18 protein-coding genes are annotated in these 19,803 nt (G+C 63.4%); 2 read left to right on the top strand and 16 right to left on the bottom strand.

Annotated features, from left to right (window positions below; all coding sequences use genetic code 11):
- Positions 1 to 12 precede the first annotated feature (12 nt).
- From R3C98_RS13060 to R3C98_RS13025, 8 genes are all read right to left on the bottom strand, one after another.
- A complete protein-coding gene (locus R3C98_RS13060) occupies positions 13 to 612 on the bottom strand; it encodes a malonic semialdehyde reductase (protein ID WP_371314519.1) in 600 nt (199 codons plus the stop codon).
- 70 nt (positions 613 to 682) lie between these two features.
- Positions 683 to 1,261, bottom strand: coding sequence for a NifU family protein (locus R3C98_RS13055; RefSeq protein ID WP_371314518.1), 579 nt, complete (start codon positions 1,259 to 1,261; stop codon positions 683 to 685).
- Between the two features lie 93 nt (positions 1,262 to 1,354).
- Positions 1,355 to 2,425 (bottom strand): hypothetical protein, encoded by a 1,071-nt coding sequence (locus R3C98_RS13050; protein ID WP_371314517.1) that lies wholly within the window; start codon positions 2,423 to 2,425, stop codon positions 1,355 to 1,357.
- Positions 2,426 to 2,615: 190 nt separating this feature from the next.
- Positions 2,616 to 3,074, bottom strand: a complete 459-nt coding sequence (locus R3C98_RS13045; protein ID WP_371314516.1) for a copper chaperone PCu(A)C — start codon at positions 3,072 to 3,074, stop codon at positions 2,616 to 2,618.
- Positions 3,075 to 3,168: 94 nt separating this feature from the next.
- A complete protein-coding gene (gene trpS / locus R3C98_RS13040; protein ID WP_371314515.1) occupies positions 3,169 to 4,209 on the bottom strand; it encodes a tryptophan--tRNA ligase in 1,041 nt (346 codons plus the stop codon).
- 24 nt (positions 4,210 to 4,233) lie between these two features.
- A complete protein-coding gene (gene murJ / locus R3C98_RS13035) occupies positions 4,234 to 5,790 on the bottom strand; it encodes a murein biosynthesis integral membrane protein MurJ (protein ID WP_371314514.1) in 1,557 nt (518 codons plus the stop codon).
- 22 nt (positions 5,791 to 5,812) lie between these two features.
- A complete protein-coding gene (locus R3C98_RS13030; protein ID WP_371314513.1) occupies positions 5,813 to 8,659 on the bottom strand; it encodes a [protein-PII] uridylyltransferase in 2,847 nt (948 codons plus the stop codon).
- A gap of 33 nt (positions 8,660 to 8,692) precedes the next feature.
- The gene (locus R3C98_RS13025; protein ID WP_371314878.1) at positions 8,693 to 9,163 is read right to left on the bottom strand and encodes an Lrp/AsnC family transcriptional regulator; all 471 of its coding nucleotides are present in this window, start codon (positions 9,161 to 9,163) and stop codon (positions 8,693 to 8,695) included.
- A gap of 108 nt (positions 9,164 to 9,271) precedes the next feature.
- Here R3C98_RS13025 and R3C98_RS13020 point away from each other — a divergent pair, with 108 nt between their 5' ends.
- On the top strand, positions 9,272 to 10,462 hold the full coding sequence (locus R3C98_RS13020) for a methionine gamma-lyase (protein ID WP_371314512.1): 1,191 nt from the start codon (positions 9,272 to 9,274) through the stop codon (positions 10,460 to 10,462).
- Here R3C98_RS13020 and R3C98_RS13015 read toward each other — a convergent pair.
- Both R3C98_RS13015 and R3C98_RS13010 read right to left on the bottom strand, forming a co-directional pair.
- On the bottom strand, positions 10,459 to 10,824 hold the full coding sequence (locus R3C98_RS13015) for an EthD domain-containing protein (RefSeq protein WP_371314511.1): 366 nt from the start codon (positions 10,822 to 10,824) through the stop codon (positions 10,459 to 10,461). The genes R3C98_RS13020 and R3C98_RS13015 overlap by 4 nt on opposite strands.
- On the bottom strand, positions 10,821 to 12,056 hold the full coding sequence (locus R3C98_RS13010) for an acyl-CoA dehydrogenase family protein (RefSeq protein ID WP_371314510.1): 1,236 nt from the start codon (positions 12,054 to 12,056) through the stop codon (positions 10,821 to 10,823). The genes R3C98_RS13015 and R3C98_RS13010 overlap by 4 nt, the downstream gene beginning before the upstream one ends.
- Before the next feature lie 124 nt (positions 12,057 to 12,180).
- Here R3C98_RS13010 and R3C98_RS13005 point away from each other — a divergent pair, with 124 nt between their 5' ends.
- Positions 12,181 to 14,418 (top strand): copper-translocating P-type ATPase, encoded by a 2,238-nt coding sequence (locus R3C98_RS13005; protein WP_371314509.1) that lies wholly within the window; start codon positions 12,181 to 12,183, stop codon positions 14,416 to 14,418.
- A gap of 3 nt (positions 14,419 to 14,421) precedes the next feature.
- On the opposite strand, the gene truA is transcribed toward R3C98_RS13005, so the two are convergent.
- The 6 genes from truA to rmuC all read right to left on the bottom strand — a co-directional run bounded on the left by truA (position 14,422) and on the right by rmuC (position 19,793).
- A complete protein-coding gene (gene truA, locus R3C98_RS13000) occupies positions 14,422 to 15,159 on the bottom strand; it encodes a tRNA pseudouridine(38-40) synthase TruA (protein WP_371314508.1) in 738 nt (245 codons plus the stop codon).
- A 10-nt stretch (positions 15,160 to 15,169) separates the two neighbouring features.
- Positions 15,170 to 15,658, bottom strand: coding sequence for a GNAT family N-acetyltransferase (locus R3C98_RS12995; protein WP_371314507.1), 489 nt, complete (start codon positions 15,656 to 15,658; stop codon positions 15,170 to 15,172).
- Positions 15,659 to 15,828: 170 nt separating this feature from the next.
- Entirely contained in the window at positions 15,829 to 16,782 is a 954-nt protein-coding gene (gene fmt, locus R3C98_RS12990) for a methionyl-tRNA formyltransferase (RefSeq protein WP_371314506.1), read from the bottom strand.
- Between the two features lie 57 nt (positions 16,783 to 16,839).
- The gene (locus R3C98_RS12985; RefSeq protein WP_371314505.1) at positions 16,840 to 17,829 is read right to left on the bottom strand and encodes an NADPH:quinone oxidoreductase family protein; all 990 of its coding nucleotides are present in this window, start codon (positions 17,827 to 17,829) and stop codon (positions 16,840 to 16,842) included.
- A 47-nt stretch (positions 17,830 to 17,876) separates the two neighbouring features.
- Positions 17,877 to 18,407, bottom strand: coding sequence for a peptide deformylase (def, locus tag R3C98_RS12980; protein ID WP_371314504.1), 531 nt, complete (start codon positions 18,405 to 18,407; stop codon positions 17,877 to 17,879).
- Positions 18,408 to 18,452: 45 nt separating this feature from the next.
- A complete protein-coding gene (rmuC, locus tag R3C98_RS12975; protein WP_371314503.1) occupies positions 18,453 to 19,793 on the bottom strand; it encodes a DNA recombination protein RmuC in 1,341 nt (446 codons plus the stop codon).
- Positions 19,794 to 19,803: the final 10 nt, after the last annotated feature.

The following is a 19,803-nucleotide window of genomic DNA, read 5'->3' as shown; positions in this document are numbered from 1 at the left end:
CGTCTCGTCCGCTTACAGGATGCGGCAGGCCTCGTCGAATGGCAGGCGCGGCGAACGATCGAAGATCGTCGTGCGGTCGCCATGGCCGATATTGCAGATGAAGTTGGCCTTCCAGTTCTTCATCTCGCCGTCCTGGCTTTCGAAGAACTCCTTGTTGACGCCAGCCGCATCAAAGCCGGACATCGGGCCGCAATCGAGGCCGAGCGACCGGGCCGCCAGCATCAGGTAGGCGCCTTGCAGCGTGCCGTTCCGGAAGGCGGTCTCTTCCTTGATGTGGTGGAACCAGTCCTTGGCGCTTGGCATATGGGGGAAGAGCTCGGGGATCTTTTCGTGGAATTCCATGTCGTGGGCGATGATCACCGTCCACGGAGCTTTCTGCGTCTTCTCCCGGTTGCCCTCCATCATCAGCGGCAGGAGGCGGGCCTTGCCCTCTTCAGAGCTAATGAAGACGAACCGAGCCGGGGAATTGTTGGCGCTGGTCGGGCCGAGCTTGGCAAGATCATAGACCGCGCGAATCAGCACTTCGGGGACATCTTCCTCGCGCCAGCCATTATAGGAGCGCGCGTCGCGGAAAATCACGTCCAGCGCATGGTCGTTCACGGGATGGGCCATCGAGTCAGTCCTTTTGCTATTGGAATAAGCGGCCCGTCTTCGCGCGGGCCGTCAAGAGGGCAGATCGCGCCTAGAGCACAGCCTCTACGGCCGTCACTTCCGGCACATAGGTTTTCAGCATGTTCTCGATGCCCTGCTTCAGCGTCATTGTGGACGACGGGCAGCCGGCACAGGCACCGCGCATGGAGAGGTGCACAATGCCGGTATCGGGCTCGAAACGGTGGAAGATGATATCGCCGCCATCCTGCGCCACTGCCGGGCGCACGCGCGTCTCGATCAGCTCACGGATTTCCTCGACGATCTCGGCGGCTTCGCCTTCGTAGGTCACATCAGCTTCGGCGGAAGCGGAAGGCTCCGCGCCATCCTCCACGACTGGCAGGCCAGCCATGTAGTGGTCCATGATCGCGGCCAGGACCATCGGCTTCACATGCCGCCAGTCCTTGTCTTCGACCTTGTTGATCGACACGAAATCGCTGCCGAGAAAGACACGCTCGACCCCGTCGACCTGGAACAGGGCGCGGGCCAGCAGGCTGATGCGCGCGCTGGCGACGTCCGGGAAATCGAACGGGCCGCGATCGCCTGCCACTTCGTGTCCCGGCAGGAATTTGATCGTGTCCGGGTTGGGAGTCGGTTCGGTCTGGATGAACATCGCCGCCTGCCCTTTCTGTCTAAAGCTTCACCTGCGCAACAGATGGCGCGGAGAGGCAGGCGTATCAAGGGCGAAAGGCTTAAGAAGCCTGGCTTAGTGCGTTGCGCCAGCCATGGCCGGGTCGAGCTGGGCGACGTCTTCGCCTTCCGGCTCTGCAGGCGGCAGCGGCTGGTCAAGGCGTTCGGCAAGCTCTTCCGAGGTGCGCTGGGCGTCACGCAGGAAGAAGCCGAGGCTGGCCAGGTGGTTGGCCATGATGGCGCCATCGCCCTTCTGGTTGGAGACGACCAGCGGACGGATGCGGGCAGCGCGCGTCCAGGCGGCTTCGGCCTTGTCATAGGCGGCCATTGTGTCGGCATCCGCGAGGCTGTCGCGGTCGGCCAGGCGTGCCGCCTTGATCATTTGCAGCGCGATGTGCGCACGCGCCTTGGCAGCATAGAAGACGCGGATGTCCTGCTTGGATGCCGGCCAGCCAGTCGATTCCTGATAGATCTGGACCGAAAGGTCATCCTGGTCAGCTTCAGCCCAGCCAGCAAACATTCGCGCTTCATCAGCCGCCAGCACCCGGCGGTCAGCGACGTTAACGAGGCCGCGGCTGGCGCGGGAATCGAACCTGTTCAGCGCTTCTGCAGCAGCCGTCAGGCGCGGACGCATGTCTTCGCCGGGAATACCGTTCAGCAGGCGGGACGCGGCGATCAGGTCCGCATCAGGCTCGCCATTTTCGTCCGGCACGGCAGCGGCGGCCATGCGAGTGAACTCCGAGAGGCCTTCTGCGGTGGCTTCCTGCCAGGCGGGCATGGCTGTCAGGCGGGCCTGCGGGTGCCAGTTCGGCTTGTCGGCGGCCCAGCCTTTCCCTTCCAGCTCGCGAGCGATCTTGGTGATGGCGATGCCTGATTCCGGGAAGGCCCATTTCTGGCCATCTGCGAAGACGATGTCGGAATCGTCGATCTTGTGAGACATGACCGCGGAGAACGGATAGGCGCCCACCAGTGCCAGGAACAAGCTCAGTTTGAAAAGGAAGATGGTACGACGCCAGACGCCCCGGAAGAAATCCATGATCGGATGCGGCTCTGCCTCATCCAGTTCGCGCAGATCTTCTTCTGTCACCTCGTTCGGGTCTGGTCCCTCTTCAAGGTAGGCAGCGTGCAAACGGCTGTCGAAGGCCATACTCTACATTTCCCCGGCTCTGGCGCGGTGTTGCATTCACAACACTATGCTTTCAATTGTGGCATTTTAACAGCTCATTAACTGTTAAATGTCCGCAACCTACACCTGTGCACGCAAATGCTGCGCCACATGGGCCGGAGACGACTGTTTTCGAGGCGAACCGGAGCAGTCCGCAGTCGGATCAAGCGACTCAGTCGCCGAGTCCCTTGATCTCCGCGCTGGTCACAACAGTCTGCGACGTGCCGTCCGAATCACGGAATTCCAGAGAGAGGTCGACAGAGTCGCCGACAGCGATCGCTGGGTCGACGCCGAACAGCATAAGATGGTTACCGCCCCGCTGCAGCACGATGGGCTCGCCCTCGGACGCGGTGAAGCTTTCCACCTGACGCATCTGCATCACGCCGTCTTCCATCGACATCGCATGCAGTTCCACCCGGTCTGCAGCATCGGTGGAGACGCCAACCAGTTCCGCAGGCGCGCCGGTGACATAGGCCATCAGGCCGCCCGCAGCGACATCCCGCCCTTCAGTCGGTTTCACGATGAAAGCTTCTTTCACCTCGATCACGGATTCGCCTGCCGGTGCGCCCGCCGGGCCGGAACAGGCCGCGAGCATCAGGGCGGCGGCGGGAATCAGGGCGCGAAACAGCATGGGGCACATCCTTCTAGAACTGAAAGGCAAGACGTAGTCCGGTTGCCGGACGGGTCAATGTGCCGGATTGGCACGCTGCCCCGTCAGGCAAATGTCAGGGCCGCCAGTAACCGACAGCCCGCCGGACCTCTTCCATGATCGGCGCTGCGATGGCGTCTGCCCGCTCCGCCCCGTCCTTCAGGATCGAATCGATACCGGACTGGTCGGCCAGGATATCGCGATAGCGCTGCGTGATCGGCGCAAGATGCGCCACCATCACATCTGCAAGTGCCGGCTTGAACACGCCAAAGCCCTTGCCACCAAATTCGACCAGGACCTGCTCAGTCGTCAGGCCGCTGACGGCGGCGTAAATGCCGACGAGGTTGTCGACCTCCGGACGGCCTTCGAGGCCCTTCGGCTCTGACGGCATGTCGCCTTCAAGGTCCGTCTTCGCCTTCTTGATCTTCTTGGCGATCAGGTCGGCATCGTCGACAAGGTTGATGCGGGACAGGTCCGACGGGTCGGACTTCGACATCTTCTTCGTGCCGTCCTTGAGGCTCATGATCCGCGCGCCGGGGCCCTTGATCAGCGGTTCCGGCAGCGGGAAGAAGCCCGGCACGTCATATTCGCGATTGAAGCGGTCGGCGATGTCGCGGCTGAGTTCGAGGTGCTGCTTCTGGTCCTCGCCCACCGGGACATGGGTGGCCTTGTAGGCGAGAATATCCGCGGCCTGCAGGACCGGATAAGTGAAGAGGCCGACGGATGCCCGCTCGGCATCCTTGCCGGCCTTGTCCTTGAACTGGGTCATGCGCTCGACCCATCCCATGCGGGCGACGCAATTGAACACCCAGGCCAGCTCGGCATGGGCCGGCACGGAAGACTGGGCGTAGACGATCGATTTCTTGGGGTCGATACCGCAAGCAATAAAGGCCGCCGCGATCTGGCGGGTCTGCTCAGCCAGCACGCCCTTCTCCACCGGCATGGTGATGGCGTGCATGTCGACGACTGCATAGACACAGTCCCAGCCATCATTCTGGAGGTCGACGAACTTCTTCAGCGCGCCGAGATAGTTGCCGAGGTGAAGGTTACCGGTCGGCTGGATACCAGAGAAGACCCGCTGGGGGCCGGTGTAGGCGGGGGTGTTTGTGTCAGTCATGCGCAAGCGCTGTAGCCGATTTACCTAGCGGCGCAAGGCCTGCGTGATGTCGCGGGGCCGGATCGCGCCGGTCAGGAAGGCCGCAATCGCGTAGACCAGGCCTCCTGCAAGGATCACAATTGCAGCGGCTAGCGCCCGGGAGTCGACCACATTGTCCCGCAGCCACTGGAAATTCTGCACCATGAACCAGACCGCCCCGGCCATCAGGCCGCTGGCGATGAGGGCGCGCAGCGTACGTGACACGAGCGCCGGGCCCGGCTTGTACCAGCCACGCGCTGCCAGCGTTGCCGCCAGCAGCAGGGCGTTGACCCAGGCCGCAACAGACGTCGCGATCGCAAGTCCGATAAAGCCCAGCTGGCCCTGTCGGCTCAACCAGAAGAACAGGCCCGCGCCCAGCACGATATTGATCACCACCGAGGTGAGCGCAAAGCGCATCGGCGTCTTGGTGTCTTCCCGCGCGAAATAGGCCGGCGCCAGCACCTTGATGAGGACAAAGGCGGGCACGCCCCAGGCATAGTGGAACAGCGCCCCGCCTGATGCCTGTGCATCCGACTGCAGGAAGGCGCCCCGGACGAAGAAGGCATCGATCAGGAAGACCGGCGCGACCAGCAAAGCGGCGGCCGCTGGAAGGGTCAGTGCCATGGCGAGGCCGATGCCTTCATCCATCGTCGACTGGCTGGAGGCATGGTCCTCACTGCGCGCGGCGCGGCTGAGGCGCGGCAGGATGGCGACCCCGACCGCCACGCCGACAAGGCCGAGTGGCAGCTGGTAAAGCCGGTCTGCCGTGTAGAGCCACGACTTGGCCGCCTGTTCGAAACTGGCGAGTGACTGGCTGACGATGATGTTAATCTGCGTGCCCGACGCCGCAATCGTGCCCGGCACGGCAAGCGCCATGACCTTTCTCACTGCGGGTGTGATGCGCGGCCAGCCGATCAGGCTGAGGCGGACCTTCTGGCGGCGGACGCCCCACCACAGCAGAGACACTTGCAGCACACCAGCGATCAGCACCGCGACGGCGGCGGCTTTCGACACAATCTCCGGTACGTTCGAAATCAGCGCTGCAGGAATAAGGCAGAGGTTCAGCAGGGTCGGCACGCCCGATGACAGGATGAAACGCTGACCGGAATTCAGCACGCCGGACAAGAGCGCCGCCAGTGCCATACAGGTCAGGTAAGGCATGGTGATCCGTGTCAGGAGCACGGCCAGATTATAGTGGACATGGTCGTCGGCCTGCCCGCCATGGATGACCAGCAGCACCCAGGGCATGAAGATCTGCGCCAGGATGGTCAGCGCCGCGGTGAAGGCGAAGAGAACGCGCATCGCCTCCTGCGCCACGGCCTGTGCCGCCTCCGGCCCTTCAGCTTCCAGCGTGCGGGCATAGGTCGGCACGAAGGCGGATGCGAACGCGCCCTCGGCAAAGATGCGGCGGAACAGGTTCGGGAATTGCTGCGCCGTGACCCAGGCATCGTTGATCGGCCCGGCGCCGAGCTTCGCCACCAGCAGGATGTCCCGCGCAAAACCGAGGATGCGGCTGCACAGTGTCAGCGAGGATTGCACGAGGGTGTTGCGGGCGATGCTCATGCGACCTGTCGTGCAGGGGTTCTCAGAAACTGTCTACGGCGCGCGACCGGCGCAGCTTGCGAGCCGGTGTGTGCGGCGCATCCGGTTCATGACGGCCCAATACGTCGAGAAGCTGTTCACGCAGGGACTCTTTGAGGGCAGCGTTCTCTTCCAGCTTCCGGCCATCTTCTGTCTGCACATAGAAAGCATCGAACATGCGTTCGCCAAACGAGCCGACGTGCGCCGAGTGGATCGAGACACCGGCATCGGCAAGGCAATTCGCGACATCGTAGAGCAGCGCCGGCCGGTCGCGACCGGCAATGTCGATGACGGTATGATCGGCAGAGAGGTCGTCGCGGATCTGGACGGATGGATGCACCAGGAAGGCAGCCTGCCGCCGGCCCATGCGTTCGCGCACCGTCATGTCGCCCGGTTCACCGGCGAGCACCTTGCGCAGCGCCGTATCCAACCGCTGCAGGCGAGCCGGGTCATCCTTGCCGAAAGGCTTGTCCTGGATGTCGTGCAGCATGAACACGTCGATGATGCCGCCCTCGCGGCTCGTATAGACCTGTGCCGCGATGATGTTCGCGCCATTGTGCGCAAGCGTTCCGGCAAGGTCTGCAAAGAGGCCCGGCCGGTCTGCACCGGAAACGAACAGCGCCATCGCCCCGCCTTCCAGAGACAGCCGGTGATGCACCTGGTCCCCACCCCCATTGAGGGCCTGCGCATGCCAGGCGAGGTCTTCAATATCGAAGCCGGTCCAGTAAGCCGTCTCCATTTCCAGCATCAGCGCAGGAACGGTGCCCAGCCGGTCCATCAGCTCCTGCTGGCGCCTTTCGGCGCGGGCCTCGAGTTCGGCTTGCACGCCGGCTTCATCCGTCCGGCCACCGCGCAGGGCGGCCGCCGTGTTGTGGTAGAGGTCCGTCAGCAACTGCCCCTTCCAGGCATTCCACACGCCGGGGCCGACCGCCTTGATGTCTGCGATTGTGAGAATGTAGAGCAGCCGCAAGCGCTCCAGCGACCCAACCATTTCAGTAAATTTCGTCACGGTTCGCGGATCGGAAATATCCCGCTTCTGCGCCGTCTCGCTCATTTCGAGGTGGTGCCCGACCAGCCAGGCTACGAGTTCGGTTTCGTCTTCAGACAACCCCAGACGCTCACAGGCCTTGCGGGCGGTCTTCATGCCGGCGATCTGCTGGTCGCCCTTCCCCTTGCCCGTGTCGTGCAACAGCATGGCGAGGTAAAGCGCGCGGCGATTTTCGATCAGGCCGAAGAGTTCCGTGACCAGTTTGATCGGGTGTTCGTCGCGCCCATGCTCCATCTCGGCTATCGCCTCGACTGCGCGGATGGTGTGCTCGTCCACCGTGTAGTGGTGGTACATATTGAACTGGGTCTGCGCGACGATACCGCCGAATTCTGGGATCGCCCGCCCCAGAAGGCCGGCCTCGTTCATGCGCCGCAGGATCAGACCCGGATCGTCCCCGCCGAGAATGGCATCAAGGATCAGCGCCTGCGCTTCAGGCTTCTCGCGCACGCGCTCGTTCAGCGCACGGAGGGCCCGCGTCAGCAGGCTCAGCGCCTGCGGGTGAATGTCCTTGCCTTCATCGCGCGCCACGATGAACAGGCGGAGCATGTTCAGTGGATCGCTCCGCATGGCCTTGTCGTCTTCGACATTGATACGGCCATTATCGAGGATGAAGCCTTCGTCTTTCAGCGCCACCGGGCCGCGTGCAGGCAGGAACCGCCGCAAGCCTTCCGGCTTCTTTTTCTGGTCCGCTTCCAGTTTTGCCGCGAGAATACGCGTCAGGCCGCCGACGTCTTTGGTGACGAGGAAATAGCGCTTCATGAAGCGCTCCACGCCCTGCTGCCCGCGCCGGTCGCGATACCCCATGCGGGCTGCGATTTCGGGCTGCAGGTCGAAGCTGAGACGTTCTTCTGCCCGTCCGGTCACGAAATGCAAGTGGCACCGCACGGTCCACAGGAAGCGCGCCGCGCGGATAAAAACCGAATACTCATGGTCCGTAAACGGACCTGCCTGCATGACATCTTCCAGCGTATGACCGCCATAGGTCTGCTTGGCGATCCAGTAGAGTGTCTGCAGGTCGCGCAGGCCGCCCTTGCCCTCTTTCAGGTTCGGTTCGACGACATAGCGTGCATCGCCCTGGCGCGAGTGGCGCGCATCCCGTTCGGCCAGCTTGTCGGCAATGAATTGCGCATCACGCCCCTTCACCGCCCCTTCATGGAAGGCCGTGAGCATGTCTTCGGCGAGCGCTTCGTCGCCGCAGATATAGCGCGCGTCCAACAGGCTCGTCTTGATGGTCACATCTTCCAGCGCCAGCTTCACGCAGTCGCTCGGCGTACGAAACGCATTGCCGACTTTCAGGCCCATGTCCCAGAGGGCGTAGAGCATGTATTCGACCACGCTCTCGGTGTGCGGGCTTACCTTGTAGGCACGCAGGAACAGGAGGTCCGTATCGGAGGACGGCCCCATCACGCCGCGGCCATAGCCGCCGGTCGCCATGATGGCGATGCGCTCGGCCTCCGTCGGGTTGCGGGCCCGGTGCACGTGGGTGGTGGTAAAATCGTAGAGGGCGCTGATCACCTCATCCTGTACGGCGGAGAGGAGGCGCGCAGTGTCCAGCCCGTCGGCGCCCTGCTGCAGGCGTTCCTGAGCGATCATGCGGCCGCGAAACATGGCCCCGTGCAGGAGGTCCAGCGCAGCTTTCCGGGCGGCCTGCGGGTCGCCGAAATTGTCGAGCGCCGCGGCAGTGAGCTTCACGCGCAGGGCGCGGCCATCGATGATGTTCGAAATACGCCACTTGCCCGGCCGGCGCAGGAGCGGGCTACGGGTTTCGAGGAGTGTCGGGGCCTTGGTGGGCGGTATGTTCATGGGGGCTGTCTATAGCAGGTTCCGGGGCGGGTTCTATGCACCCTTTTCCACACGGACCGGCAGGATGCGGGACTTCTTCACAACTCCATACGCGAAACTGGTCTCGATGGAGGCAATTCCCGGCAGTTTCTGGATCGTGTGGCGCACCAGCTGTTCGTAATCGTCGAGGCTGCGGGCGACGATTCGCAGCTCATAGTCAGCCCCGCCGGTCATCAGGTAACAGTCGAGAATCGCTTCGGTTTCCGCGATTTTCCTCTCGAAGGCCTGCACATTCTCCTGCGAATGATTGGCCAGCCGAATGCGCACCAGGCAGGTGATGGGATAGCCGCACGCCTTCTGGTCCACGAGGGCGGTGTAGCCCTGAATCACGCCAGCGGCCTCGAGGTTTCGCACGCGGCGCAGGCAGGGCGATGGCGACAGCCCCACTTCCTCCGCCAGTTCGAGGTTGGTGAGGCGACCGTCGCGCTGCAGGGCGCGGATAATCCTGGCATCTATGGCATCCATGGGCGCCAGTATTGGCATATTCTGCCAATGATCAAGCTTCCTGCGATGCAGTTCGGCACCTTTCGCCCACAACCCCGTGGTAAAATCTCCTCAAACACGGAGATCCCCATGGCATTCGATGCGACCCGCCCCCTCGGCCCTGCCACACGCGCCATTCATCATGGCTATGACCCGGCTAAAAATGACTATGCGCTGACTCCGCCAGTGCATCTGACGTCTACGTTTGCCTTTCCGGATGCGCAGACCGGCGGCGCCCTGTTCGCAGGCGAGGCCGAGGGCCACATCTATTCCCGCATCTCGAACCCGACCGTCGCCTTGCTGGAAGACCGCATCGCCAGCCTCGAAGGCGCCGAGGCGGGCCTGGCCACCGCGAGCGGCATGGGCGCCATCAGCTCCCTCATGTGGACGCTGCTGAAGCCCGGCGACGAGATCATCACCGACGAGACGCTCTATGGCTGCACCTTCGCCTTCATGCGCGACGGCCTTTCGCGTTTCGGCGTGAAGATCACCCATGTCGACCTGCGCGACCCGGCGAACCTGCTCGACGCGATCAGCGAGAAAACGCGTGTCGTCTATTTCGAGACCCCGGCCAATCCGAACATGCGCCTTGTCGACATTCGCGCGGTGGCCGGCATTGCGCACGAGAATGGTGCGCTCGTGGTGGTGGACAACACCTACGCCTCTCCCCTGCTGACCCGTCCGATTTCGCTTGGCGCAGACTTCGTCGTCCACTCGGCCACCAAGTATCTGGGCGGGCACGGAGACCTCGTGGCGGGCATGGTACTCGGCCGCGCGGAGGCCATCATGGAGGTCCGCATGATTGGCGTGAAGGACATGACCGGCTCCGTCATGTCGCCCTTCAATGCCATGCTGGTCATGCGTGGACTGAAGACCCTGCAGCTGCGCATGGCGCGGCACTGCGAGAGCGGGCAGCGTGTTGCCGAATGGCTGGAAGCCCAGCCGGGCGTCGAGACGGTCTACTATCCTGGCCTGCCGAGCCATCCGCAGCATGAGCTGGCAAAGCGCCAGATGGACGGCTTCGGCGGCATGATCGCGTTCGAACTTTCCGGCGGCTACGAGGCAGGCATCGCCATGATGAACCGGCTGCAGCTCATCCGCCGCGCCGTCAGCCTCGGCGATGCCGAAACCCTGATCCAGCACCCGGCCAGCATGACCCATTCGACCTATACGGAAGAAGAACGCCTCGAACATGGCATCAGTAATGGTCTCATCCGCCTCTCCGTCGGATTGGAGGATGCCGAGGACCTTCTGACAGACCTTGAGGCGGCGCTGGCCTAACCCACCACCTCCATCTCGTTCCCGAACCAGAGGGGCGAGTTGGCGAGGTCGATGAATTTCTTTTCGTCTTCCAGCAATTCGGCGCCGGCTTTGGCCGCCGCCTCGCTGGTATTGGCGGCCATGGCTTCCTCGCTTTCGAACCAGAGCTCGGCGACGCCGTCATAGGAGGGCGGCCCGCCTCGGCTGGCCTGCATGCCGGCGTTCATGGCGTCATAGGCCGTGTGGTTCTGGACGTAGCGGAGGATGCCAAGCACCTCCGCATGCTTCGCCACCAAAGGGGCGTGATGCTCGCGCCAATAGGTCTGGAACTCCTCCCGCGTGAGGTGCGGGAGGCGCCGCAGACAGAATGTCAGCTTGATCACAGCAGGTCTCCGCCCGCTGCAGCCGCACTCGTGCCGTCTTTCTTGTAGGCCCGGATCACATTCTTGCCAGTGATCCATTTGTGCACTTCATCCGGCCCGTCGACGAGACGCTGCGAGCGGATGTGCGTGTACCAGGCGGCCAGCGGCGTATCGAGCGAATAGCCGAGTGCGCCGTGCAGCTGGATCGCCGTGTCGACCACCTTGTGCACCATGTTCGCGAGGAACACTTTCGCGATGCCGTTCTCCTGACGGATGTCCATGCCGTTCTCGGCCTTGTAGGCGATATGCATCAGCATGAGGCGCGCGATGTAGAGCTGGCTCGCGCATTCGGCCAGCATGAACTGGACGCCCTGACGATCTTCCAGCTTCTTGCCGAAGGTTTCGCGGCTGGTGACTTGCTCCGTTGCCAGATCAAGTGCGCGCTGGGCCATGGCGACATTGTGCATGCCGTGGCGCAGGCGCCCATAGGCGAGCCGGTGCTGGCCCATGGCGAAGCCCTGCCCTTCGCCGCCGAGCAAATTCTCTTCCGGCACGACAAGGTTCTCGATCTTCACCTCGGCATGGCCGCCGCCCATCTCGTGATAGTGCGGCCCATGCACCGCCATGGTGGGGATGTCGCGGATGATGTTGTAGCCGGGGTTCGGCAGTTCCACGATAAAGGTGGAATATTGCTGGTGGCGCGGCGCTTCCGGATTTGTCTTGGCCATGACGACCGCGATGTCAGCGGCCGTGGCGGCCGAGGAGAACCATTTCTCGCCATTGAGAACGTAGTTGCCCTTGCCGTCTTTCTCCGCAATCGTCTTCATGCCGGTGGCGTCGGCGCCGGCGGCCTTCTCCGTCATGGAGTAGCAGATCCGCTTCTCGCCATTGATCAGGGGCTTCAGGTATTTCTCTTTCTGGAAGTCCGTCCCGTGGGCCAGCAGCGTCAGCATGGTGGCATCGTCCGGGCCCTGCGAATTCATGGAGAGTGCGCCGAGGTGGCTCTGCCCGAGTTCCATCTGCACCAGCGCGTTGGCAAGCGGGCCAAGCCCCATGCCACCATGCTCGACCGGGAAGAAGGGCAACCACAGGCCCTGCGCCCGCGCCTTCTTGCGCAGCACCGCAAGCACTTCCTTGTAAGGCTTGCCAGCCGCCATTTCCTTTTCGGCGGGGATGCACTCCTCCTGCACCCATTTACGCACGCGTTCGCGTACTTCCTTCGCCTCTTCCGGTATCGTGAAATCAATCGCCATGTTTCGCTCCCTTGTCTTTGACACGAGGCTAGCGCCGGACTCGCCCCTCGCAAGCCTGACTTCGCGTCAGACCCTCCAGCAGGCGTGATTTCGGTTCCTCCGGAAAAGCATTATATTCCCACCCATGACCCACGATCATTCCATGCATCACGGGCACGAAGGCGGCGGCACATGCTGCCATCACGACACGCACGCGAAACCGGCTGGGCCCGACAGCGATTACGACCATGTCCCGCCCGGCTATGACGGCACAGTGTGGACGTGCCCGATGCACCCGCAGGTGCGCGAGACCTCCAATACAGGCTGTCCGATCTGCGGCATGGCGCTGGAAGCTGAAACAGCGACAGCAGAAGAGGACACGTCCGAACTGGACGATATGACACGGCGGTTCTGGGTGGGCGTCGTTCTCTCACTGCCCCTGCTGGTCCTGACGATGGGCGAGATGATCCCGGGCGTGTCCCTGCCCGGCTTCACGAAAACGCCCGCCTTCAACTGGGTGCAAGCCGCGCTGGCGACGCCGGTCGCCCTCTGGTGCGGCTGGCCGTTCTTCGTGCGCGGCTGGCGCTCTGTCGTGAACAGCAGCCCGAACATGTTCACGCTGATCGCGCTGGGTACGGGCGTCGCCTATTCCTATTCTCTGGCAGCGACAGTCGCGCCCGGCATCTTCCCGGACACGCTGCGCGGGCATGACGGGCGTGTGCCGGTCTATTTCGAATCCGCTGCGGTGATCACCACGCTGGTCCTGCTGGGCCAGGTGCTGGAGCTGCGCGCCCGGCGGGCCACGTCCGGCGCAATCAGGGCGCTGCTGCAGCTGACCCCGCCAACCGCCTGCATTGTGCGCGAGGATGGCAGCGAGGAAGACGTGGCCCTCGACCACGTGAAATCCGGCGACCGCCTGCGCGTCCGTCCCGGCGAAAGCGTGCCGGTCGATGGCGAGATCCTCGAAGGCCGCTCCAGCGTGGACGAGTCCATGGTGACCGGCGAGCCTCTGCCGGTGGAAAAATCCATGGGCGACAAGGTGACCGGAGGCACGGTGAACCAGACCGGCGCCTTCATCATGGAAGCGACCCATGTCGGCGACGAGACGCTATTGGCGCGCATCGTGAAGATGGTGGCTGAGGCTCAGCGTTCCCGCGCGCCGATCCAGGGCCTTGCCGATACGGTCTCCGGCTGGTTCGTCCCGGCGGTGGTGCTGATCGCGTTGGCGACCTTCATCATCTGGATCGCGGTGGGGCCGGAGCCGCGCTTCGCCCATGCGCTCGTCAATGCCGTTGCCGTACTGATCATCGCCTGCCCCTGTGCGCTGGGCCTCGCCACGCCGATGTCGATCATGGTCGCCACCGGCAAGGGCGCGCAGGCGGGCGTGCTGATCCGCAATGCCGACGCGCTGGAAACAATGGAAAAGGTCGACACGATTGTCGTCGACAAGACCGGCACGCTCACCGAAGGCCATCCGGAACTGGTGACCGTGGAACCGGCAGACGGGTTCCCGGAAAATGAATTGCTGATGCTGGCAGCTGGCGTCGAAACCTCGTCCGAACACCCTCTCGCCGCCGCCATCGTGCGCGGTGCCGGGAAACGCGGTCTGACGCCCGGCGAGGCATCCGGCTTCCAGTCAACCACCGGAGAAGGCGCCGAGGCCGATGTGGATGGCCGGAAGGTCGCCGTCGGCAATGCCAAGCTGATGCGGCGGATCGGGGCCTTCGACGGGGCGCTCGCCAGCAAGGCAGATGACGACCGCGCCAAAGGCCAGACGGTCATGTTCGTCGCGGTGGACGGAAAGCCCGCCGGCCTGATCGGCGTGGCCGACCCGGTCAAGGAAACCACGCAGGGCGCCATCAACCGTCTGCATGCAGAAGGCCTGCGCGTCGTCATGCTGACCGGGGACAATGAGACAACCGCCCGCGCGGTTGCTGCAACACTCGGCATCGACGAAGTGCACGCCGACGTCGCACCGGAAGACAAGAAAAACGTGATCGCGAAACTGCAGGCGGAAGGCGCCGTCGTGGCGATGGCAGGTGACGGCATCAATGACGCGCCGGCGCTCGCCCTCGCCAATGTGGGCATCGCCATGGGCACGGGCACGGATGTTGCCATGGAAAGCGCGGGCGTCACGCTGGTGAAGGGCGACCTGATGGGCGCTGCCAAAGCCCGCACGCTCAGCCACGCGACCATGCGGAATATCCGCCAGAACCTGTTCTTCGCCTTCGTCTACAACTCGCTGGGCGTACCGGTGGCGGCGGGGATCCTCTACCCCGTCTTCGGCCTATTGCTGAGCCCCATGATCGCGGCGGCGGCGATGAGCCTGTCGTCGGTATCCGTCATAAGCAACGCCCTGCGCCTGCGGACGCTGAAGCTCTAGGCGTCAGTCGTAGTCGACCTGCGTCAGGTAAAGCCCGTCGGACGGAGCGATTGGGCCGCATTGCGTGCGGTCGGTGGCGGCAAGAATGTCTGCGATCCAGCCAACTGGCTGCTTGCCCCGGCCAACATCGACGAGGCTGCCGACCATGGAACGGACTTGCCGATGGATGAAACTTTGCGCCCGGCAGGTCACGATTACACGCTCGCCTTCCCGCCAGACCTTGATCTCATTCAGCGTCTTCACCGGCGTCAGGGCCTGACAATCGGTATCGCGGAAGGTCGTGAAGTCATGCGTACCAACCAGCGCCTGTGCGGCCTCGTGCATACTCTCTGCACTGAGTTTCGACGGCACCCGCCAGGCAAGGCCGCGCTCGAGGGTCAGGTCTGCCCGGCGGTTGACGATGTCATATCGGTAGTGCCGCTGGGTGGCGTTGAAGCGGGCGTGGAAATCGTCACTGACCTCTTCTGCTTTCAGCACGGCTATCGGGTGCGGACGCAGATGGAAGTTCATCGCATCGGCGACCTTGCGGCCCCGGTCTGTCTGCAGGTCCATATGCGCGACCTGCCCTGTCGCGTGCACGCCGCTGTCAGTACGGCCGGCACCAAACACCTCGACCGGCGCACCATCCAGCTTCGCCGCCGCCGCCTCCAGCATTCCCTGAACCGTGGGCACGCCAGGCAGCTTCTGCCAGCCCTGGAACGGGCCGCCATGATATTCGATGAGGAGTCTGTAGCGGGGCATCGGCCCGCCCCTAGCCGAAGGCAGCCGGATAGGTCAATTCGCCCGCTACCGGCGCGCCCGGATTGACGGCCTGCGCCATGAAGGCCGGGCCCGACCAGGGCGCTTCAAACGGTTTTGCGAGATCTGCCGAAAATCCGAGCTTGGTATAGAATTCCGGATGTCCCAGAACGAAGACGATGCTCTCGCCCCGCCCGGCCATGACCAACAGCCCCATTCGGACAAGCGAGCTGCCGATTCCCCGCCCCTGGAACTCCGGAAGAACGCTCATCGGCCCCAACCCGACAGCTGAAGGTTTTCCACCTATGAGGATACGGAAAAATTCAATATGCCCGACCAGTTCGTCATGCCTGTGCGCGACAAGCGACAAGAGCGAATCGTGATCTGCATGCAGGTGCCGCGTGATCGCAGCTTCTTCTGTGCCGCCAAAGGCCTGCGTGTTAAGGGCCGCAACAGCATCAAGGTCTTCTAAATTCAGCCGACGGATCCAGGTCTTGTTCATTTGATGGCCGTTCTGGTCACAACAAGGGGGCATGTGGACCGATCAAGATCCCCATGCCCGGATAGAATTTTCAACTTGGCGTCCAGCACCGGCCCCCAGCCGTAGATGCACCCTAAGCTAGAATATTGGCATTTGCAATGAATCTAAACACATCCGGAGATTGCGTCTTCTCAAAAGAGCATCGTATCCGGGGGAATAGGCTGGCCATTCAGAAAAACGTCCACATCCAGCGGCTTTCCGCCCGGTTTCTGCAGGCGGGTGAGGCGCACGGCGCCACCATCTCCGCAGGCGACCAGCAGATTGTCGTCCAGCACCATACCCGCCGGCGCGGAGGTTTCACGACCTGAACGCCGGGAATCCAGCAGTTTCAGACGGACCGGAGTGGCACTGCCCGGAGGCGTCCACTCGCACCAGGCGCCGGGAAAGGGTGACAGGCCGCGGATCTGGCAATCCACCTCGCGCGCCGATCGGCTCCAGTCGACCTTCTGGTCAGCCGGGCCAAGCTTGTGCGCGTAGGTCACCCCCTCTTCCGGCTGCGGCCGGGGCGTCAGGCTACCATCGGCGAGCCCGGCCAGCGCAAACGGGGCGAGTTCGGACGCGAGATCCATCAGCCGGTCGTGTACACTGCCCGCGGTGTCTTCCGTGCTGATCGGCGTGCGGCGGGAGGCCAGCACCGGGCCGGTATCGAGCCCTGCATCCATCAGCATGGCATCGACGCCGGTTTCGGTATCGCCTGCCATGATGGCACGCTGGATCGGTGCGGCGCCCCGCCAGCGCGGAAGAATTGAGGCGTGCATGTTCAGGCAGCCGAGGCGCGGCGCATCGAGGATCGCCTGCGGCAGGATCAGGCCATAGGCGACGACCACCGCGGCATCGAGTCCAAGCGCCGCGAAGGCTTCCTGCTCCGGCGCCTTCTTCAGGCTTTTCGGTGTGCGGACTTCCAGCCCCTGCGACTCAGCGAAGGCATGGACGGCCGTTGGCGTCAGCTTCTTGCCGCGGCCAGCCGGGCGCGGCGGCTGGGAATAGACGCAGGCGATTTCGTGGCCCACGGCGATCAGCGCTTTCAGCACACCGACGGCAATATCCGGGCTTCCCATGAAGGCGATACGGAGCGGTTTGGTCATGGGTGCGGACTTATCGGCAATTCTGGAGGCTGGCAAAGCGGCAGGCTGCCGCCGGTCTCACGCGCCGCCATCGGCATTCACCTCAAGTACAACCTTGCCAGTGCCTTTGCCTGACAGGGCAAAGACCATCGCTTCACCGAACTGGCTGAAGGGGTAGACCTTGCCGACCGGCGGCTTGATGCGGCCCTCACCCGCCCACCCAGCAAGTTCGTGCAGAGCGGCAATTGCCTGCGGCAGCTCGTATTCCATGTATTGTCGGACATCGACGCCCATCAGCGCGGCGCCCTTCATCAGGGTCAGGTTCGACGGCAAGGCCGGGATCGGTCCGCCGACAAAGCCGACCACCATATGCCGCCCGCGCCAGCGGAGAGAACGGAAGGCCGCCTCGAACAGAGGCCCGCAGACCGGATCGAAAACCACGTCCGGGCCCTTGCCGCCGGTCAACGCCTTCAGCCTGTCACGCCAGCCTTCGGGCTCTGTATCGATGGCATCATCAGCACCGTGTTCAAGCGCGAAAGCCCGCTTCTCTTCCGTAGAGGCCGCCGCGATGACGCGGGCGCCGAGCGCCTTGGCGATCTGGGTCGCGGCGGATCCGACGCCGCCGGCGGCCCCGAAGACGAGCACCGTTTCACCCGCTGCCAGCGCGGCGCGATCCTTCAGGCCGTGCCAGGCCGTCAGATAGTTCAATGGCAGGCTGGCCGCTTCAGAGAAACCGAGCGTTTGCGGAATCCGGATCACCATGGCCGCCGGCGCGACGGCGTATTCGGCAAAGCCATTCGCGGTCATCGTCATGACCCGGTCGCCAATGGAAATCCCGGTCACGCCTTCCCCCACGGCTTCGACGACGCCGGCGACTTCCCGGCCCGGCGTATGCGGTAGCGGCGGCTTCACCTGGTATTTACCGAGCGCCACGAGGGAGTCGACATAACCGACACCGCAAGCGGCGACACGGATCAGCACCTGCCCCTTCTTTGGCGCAGGCGTTTCAACATCTTTGAACTGGTAGCTTTCGAGCGACTCGAGCGTCTCGGCGACAACGGCTTTCACGATGGGACCCTCACAAGGCTGGACAAGTCTTGCGCCGATCCTCGCGATCAGGCGACGTTTTCGCGCATGGCGCGCAGCTTGGCTTTCTTCACCTTGTCGACCGCCCGCTGGCGCTTCAGGCGGGACAGGTGATCGATGAACAGCGTGCCTTCGAGATGGTCCATCTCGTGCTGGATGCAGACCGCGTAGAGATCCTCGGCCCATTCCTCGACCTTGAAGCCATCATAGTCGAGATAGCGGATCAGGCATTTTTCCGGGCGTTCGACCTGGTCGAAAATATCCGGCACGGACAGGCAGCCCTCTTCGTAAGGCTGGGTCTCTTCAACGGTTTCGACGATTTCCGGATTCACGAAAAATTTCGGCTGAGGCTCCTCGCCTTCCTTGGCGAGGTCCATCACGATGACGCGCAGTGGCACGCCGATCTGGATCGCGGCCAGGCCAATGCCCGGCGCGTCGTACATGGTTTCCAGCATGTCATCCATGAGCGCGCGGATGTCGTCGGTGACGCCGCCCTCAACGGGCTTCGACACCTCTTTCAGGCGCGGATCTGGAACAGTGAGGATTTCGCGAATAGCCATGATTTTCAGATAGGCGCACGCCCCTGCCCGGTCAACGGCTGCGCGTCATTCCGCTGCTGGCAGGCGTTTCGGGTCTCCGAAGTCCAGCTGGCCGTTTTCCGGCGTGTTTGCACGGGTTTCGATCTGTTTCGGCTCGGCGGGCGCCTTGTTGGGCGGAGCGATCTTCATGTCCTCGAACTTGCGCAGCGTCGGCAGCACACGCTTGTCGAACGATCCTATCATGGAATTGAAGTGGTCGACCGAGCCGTTCAGGGATTTGCCGAGCTTCTCGATGTGGCCCAGCATCACGCCCATGCGGGTGTAGAGATCAGCGCCCAGATGGGCGGCCTCCATCGCATTCTCGTTCATCTGGTGCTGGCGCCAGAGATGGGCGACGGTGCGGGCGAGCGCGATCAGCGTGGTCGGCGTGGTGACGATCACCTGCCGGCTCATCGCCTTCTCGATCAGGTCCGGCGCATGTTCGAGGGCCGCGGCGAAGAAATTCTCGCCCGGAATGAACATGGCGATGTAGTCGAACCGGCCGCCGAGGTTTGACTGATAGTCCTTCGAGGCAAGCGTGTTCACATGCCGCTGGACGCTGGCGGCATGGGCCTTGAGGTGGGCAGCACGTTCGGCCGGGTCTTCGGCATTCACCGCAGCCATGTAGGAAGCGAGCGAAACCTTGGAGTCGACCACGATCTGACGGTCACCCGGCAAGTGGATCACGGCGTCCGGCCGCTGGCGGCCAGCCTCGGTGTCGTCGTGCACCTGTTCGGAAAAGTCGCAATGCGCCGAGAGGCCCGCCTGCTCCATCACATTGCGGAGCGTCATCTCACCCCAGCGGCCGCCGCCTTTCGGGGCTGTCAGGGCGCTGACAAGCTTGCCCGTCTCGGTCGTGTTCAGTTTCAGGCTTTCATGGATCGCCTTCACCTGTTCCTGAATGGCGGACTTGTCCTCGGTACGGACTTTCTCGATCTCGTCGACGCGCTTCTTGAAGGCGTCGAAATTCTCCCCGATCGGCTTGATCAGTTCCTTCAGCTGGCCCTGCGCGCCTTCCTTGTGCTTCTCGAACGTCTCGTTCGCGAGCTGCAGGAACTGAGCGTTCGCCTGCCGCAGCACACCCTGGGCCATGTCGGCGAATTTCTTCTCGTCTTCAGCGCTGCGCGCCTTCGCTTCGGCCAGCGCAATCTCCGCGTCGCGGGCAACCGCTTCGAGTGTTACGACACGCTGCAGGGCTGCTTCGCGCTCATCGGTGGCGCGCTCCAGCTCCAACGTCAGGCGTTCAGCCTTCTGCTTCGCGGTGCCGAGCTGCATCCATGCGATGACGCCCGCGCCGAGGGCGAGGAAGAAGAGGATCAGGTGGGCAAGGTCAAATTCCTGCCCGGCAATGGTGGCAATCGGTTCCATTCAGCCTCTC

Source organism: Hyphomonas sp., from assembly GCF_041398465.1.
Taxonomy (GTDB): domain Bacteria; phylum Pseudomonadota; class Alphaproteobacteria; order Caulobacterales; family Hyphomonadaceae; genus Hyphomonas.
The sequence above is the reverse complement of the archived record's forward strand: the minus strand, read 5'-3'. Positions and strand labels throughout refer to the sequence as shown.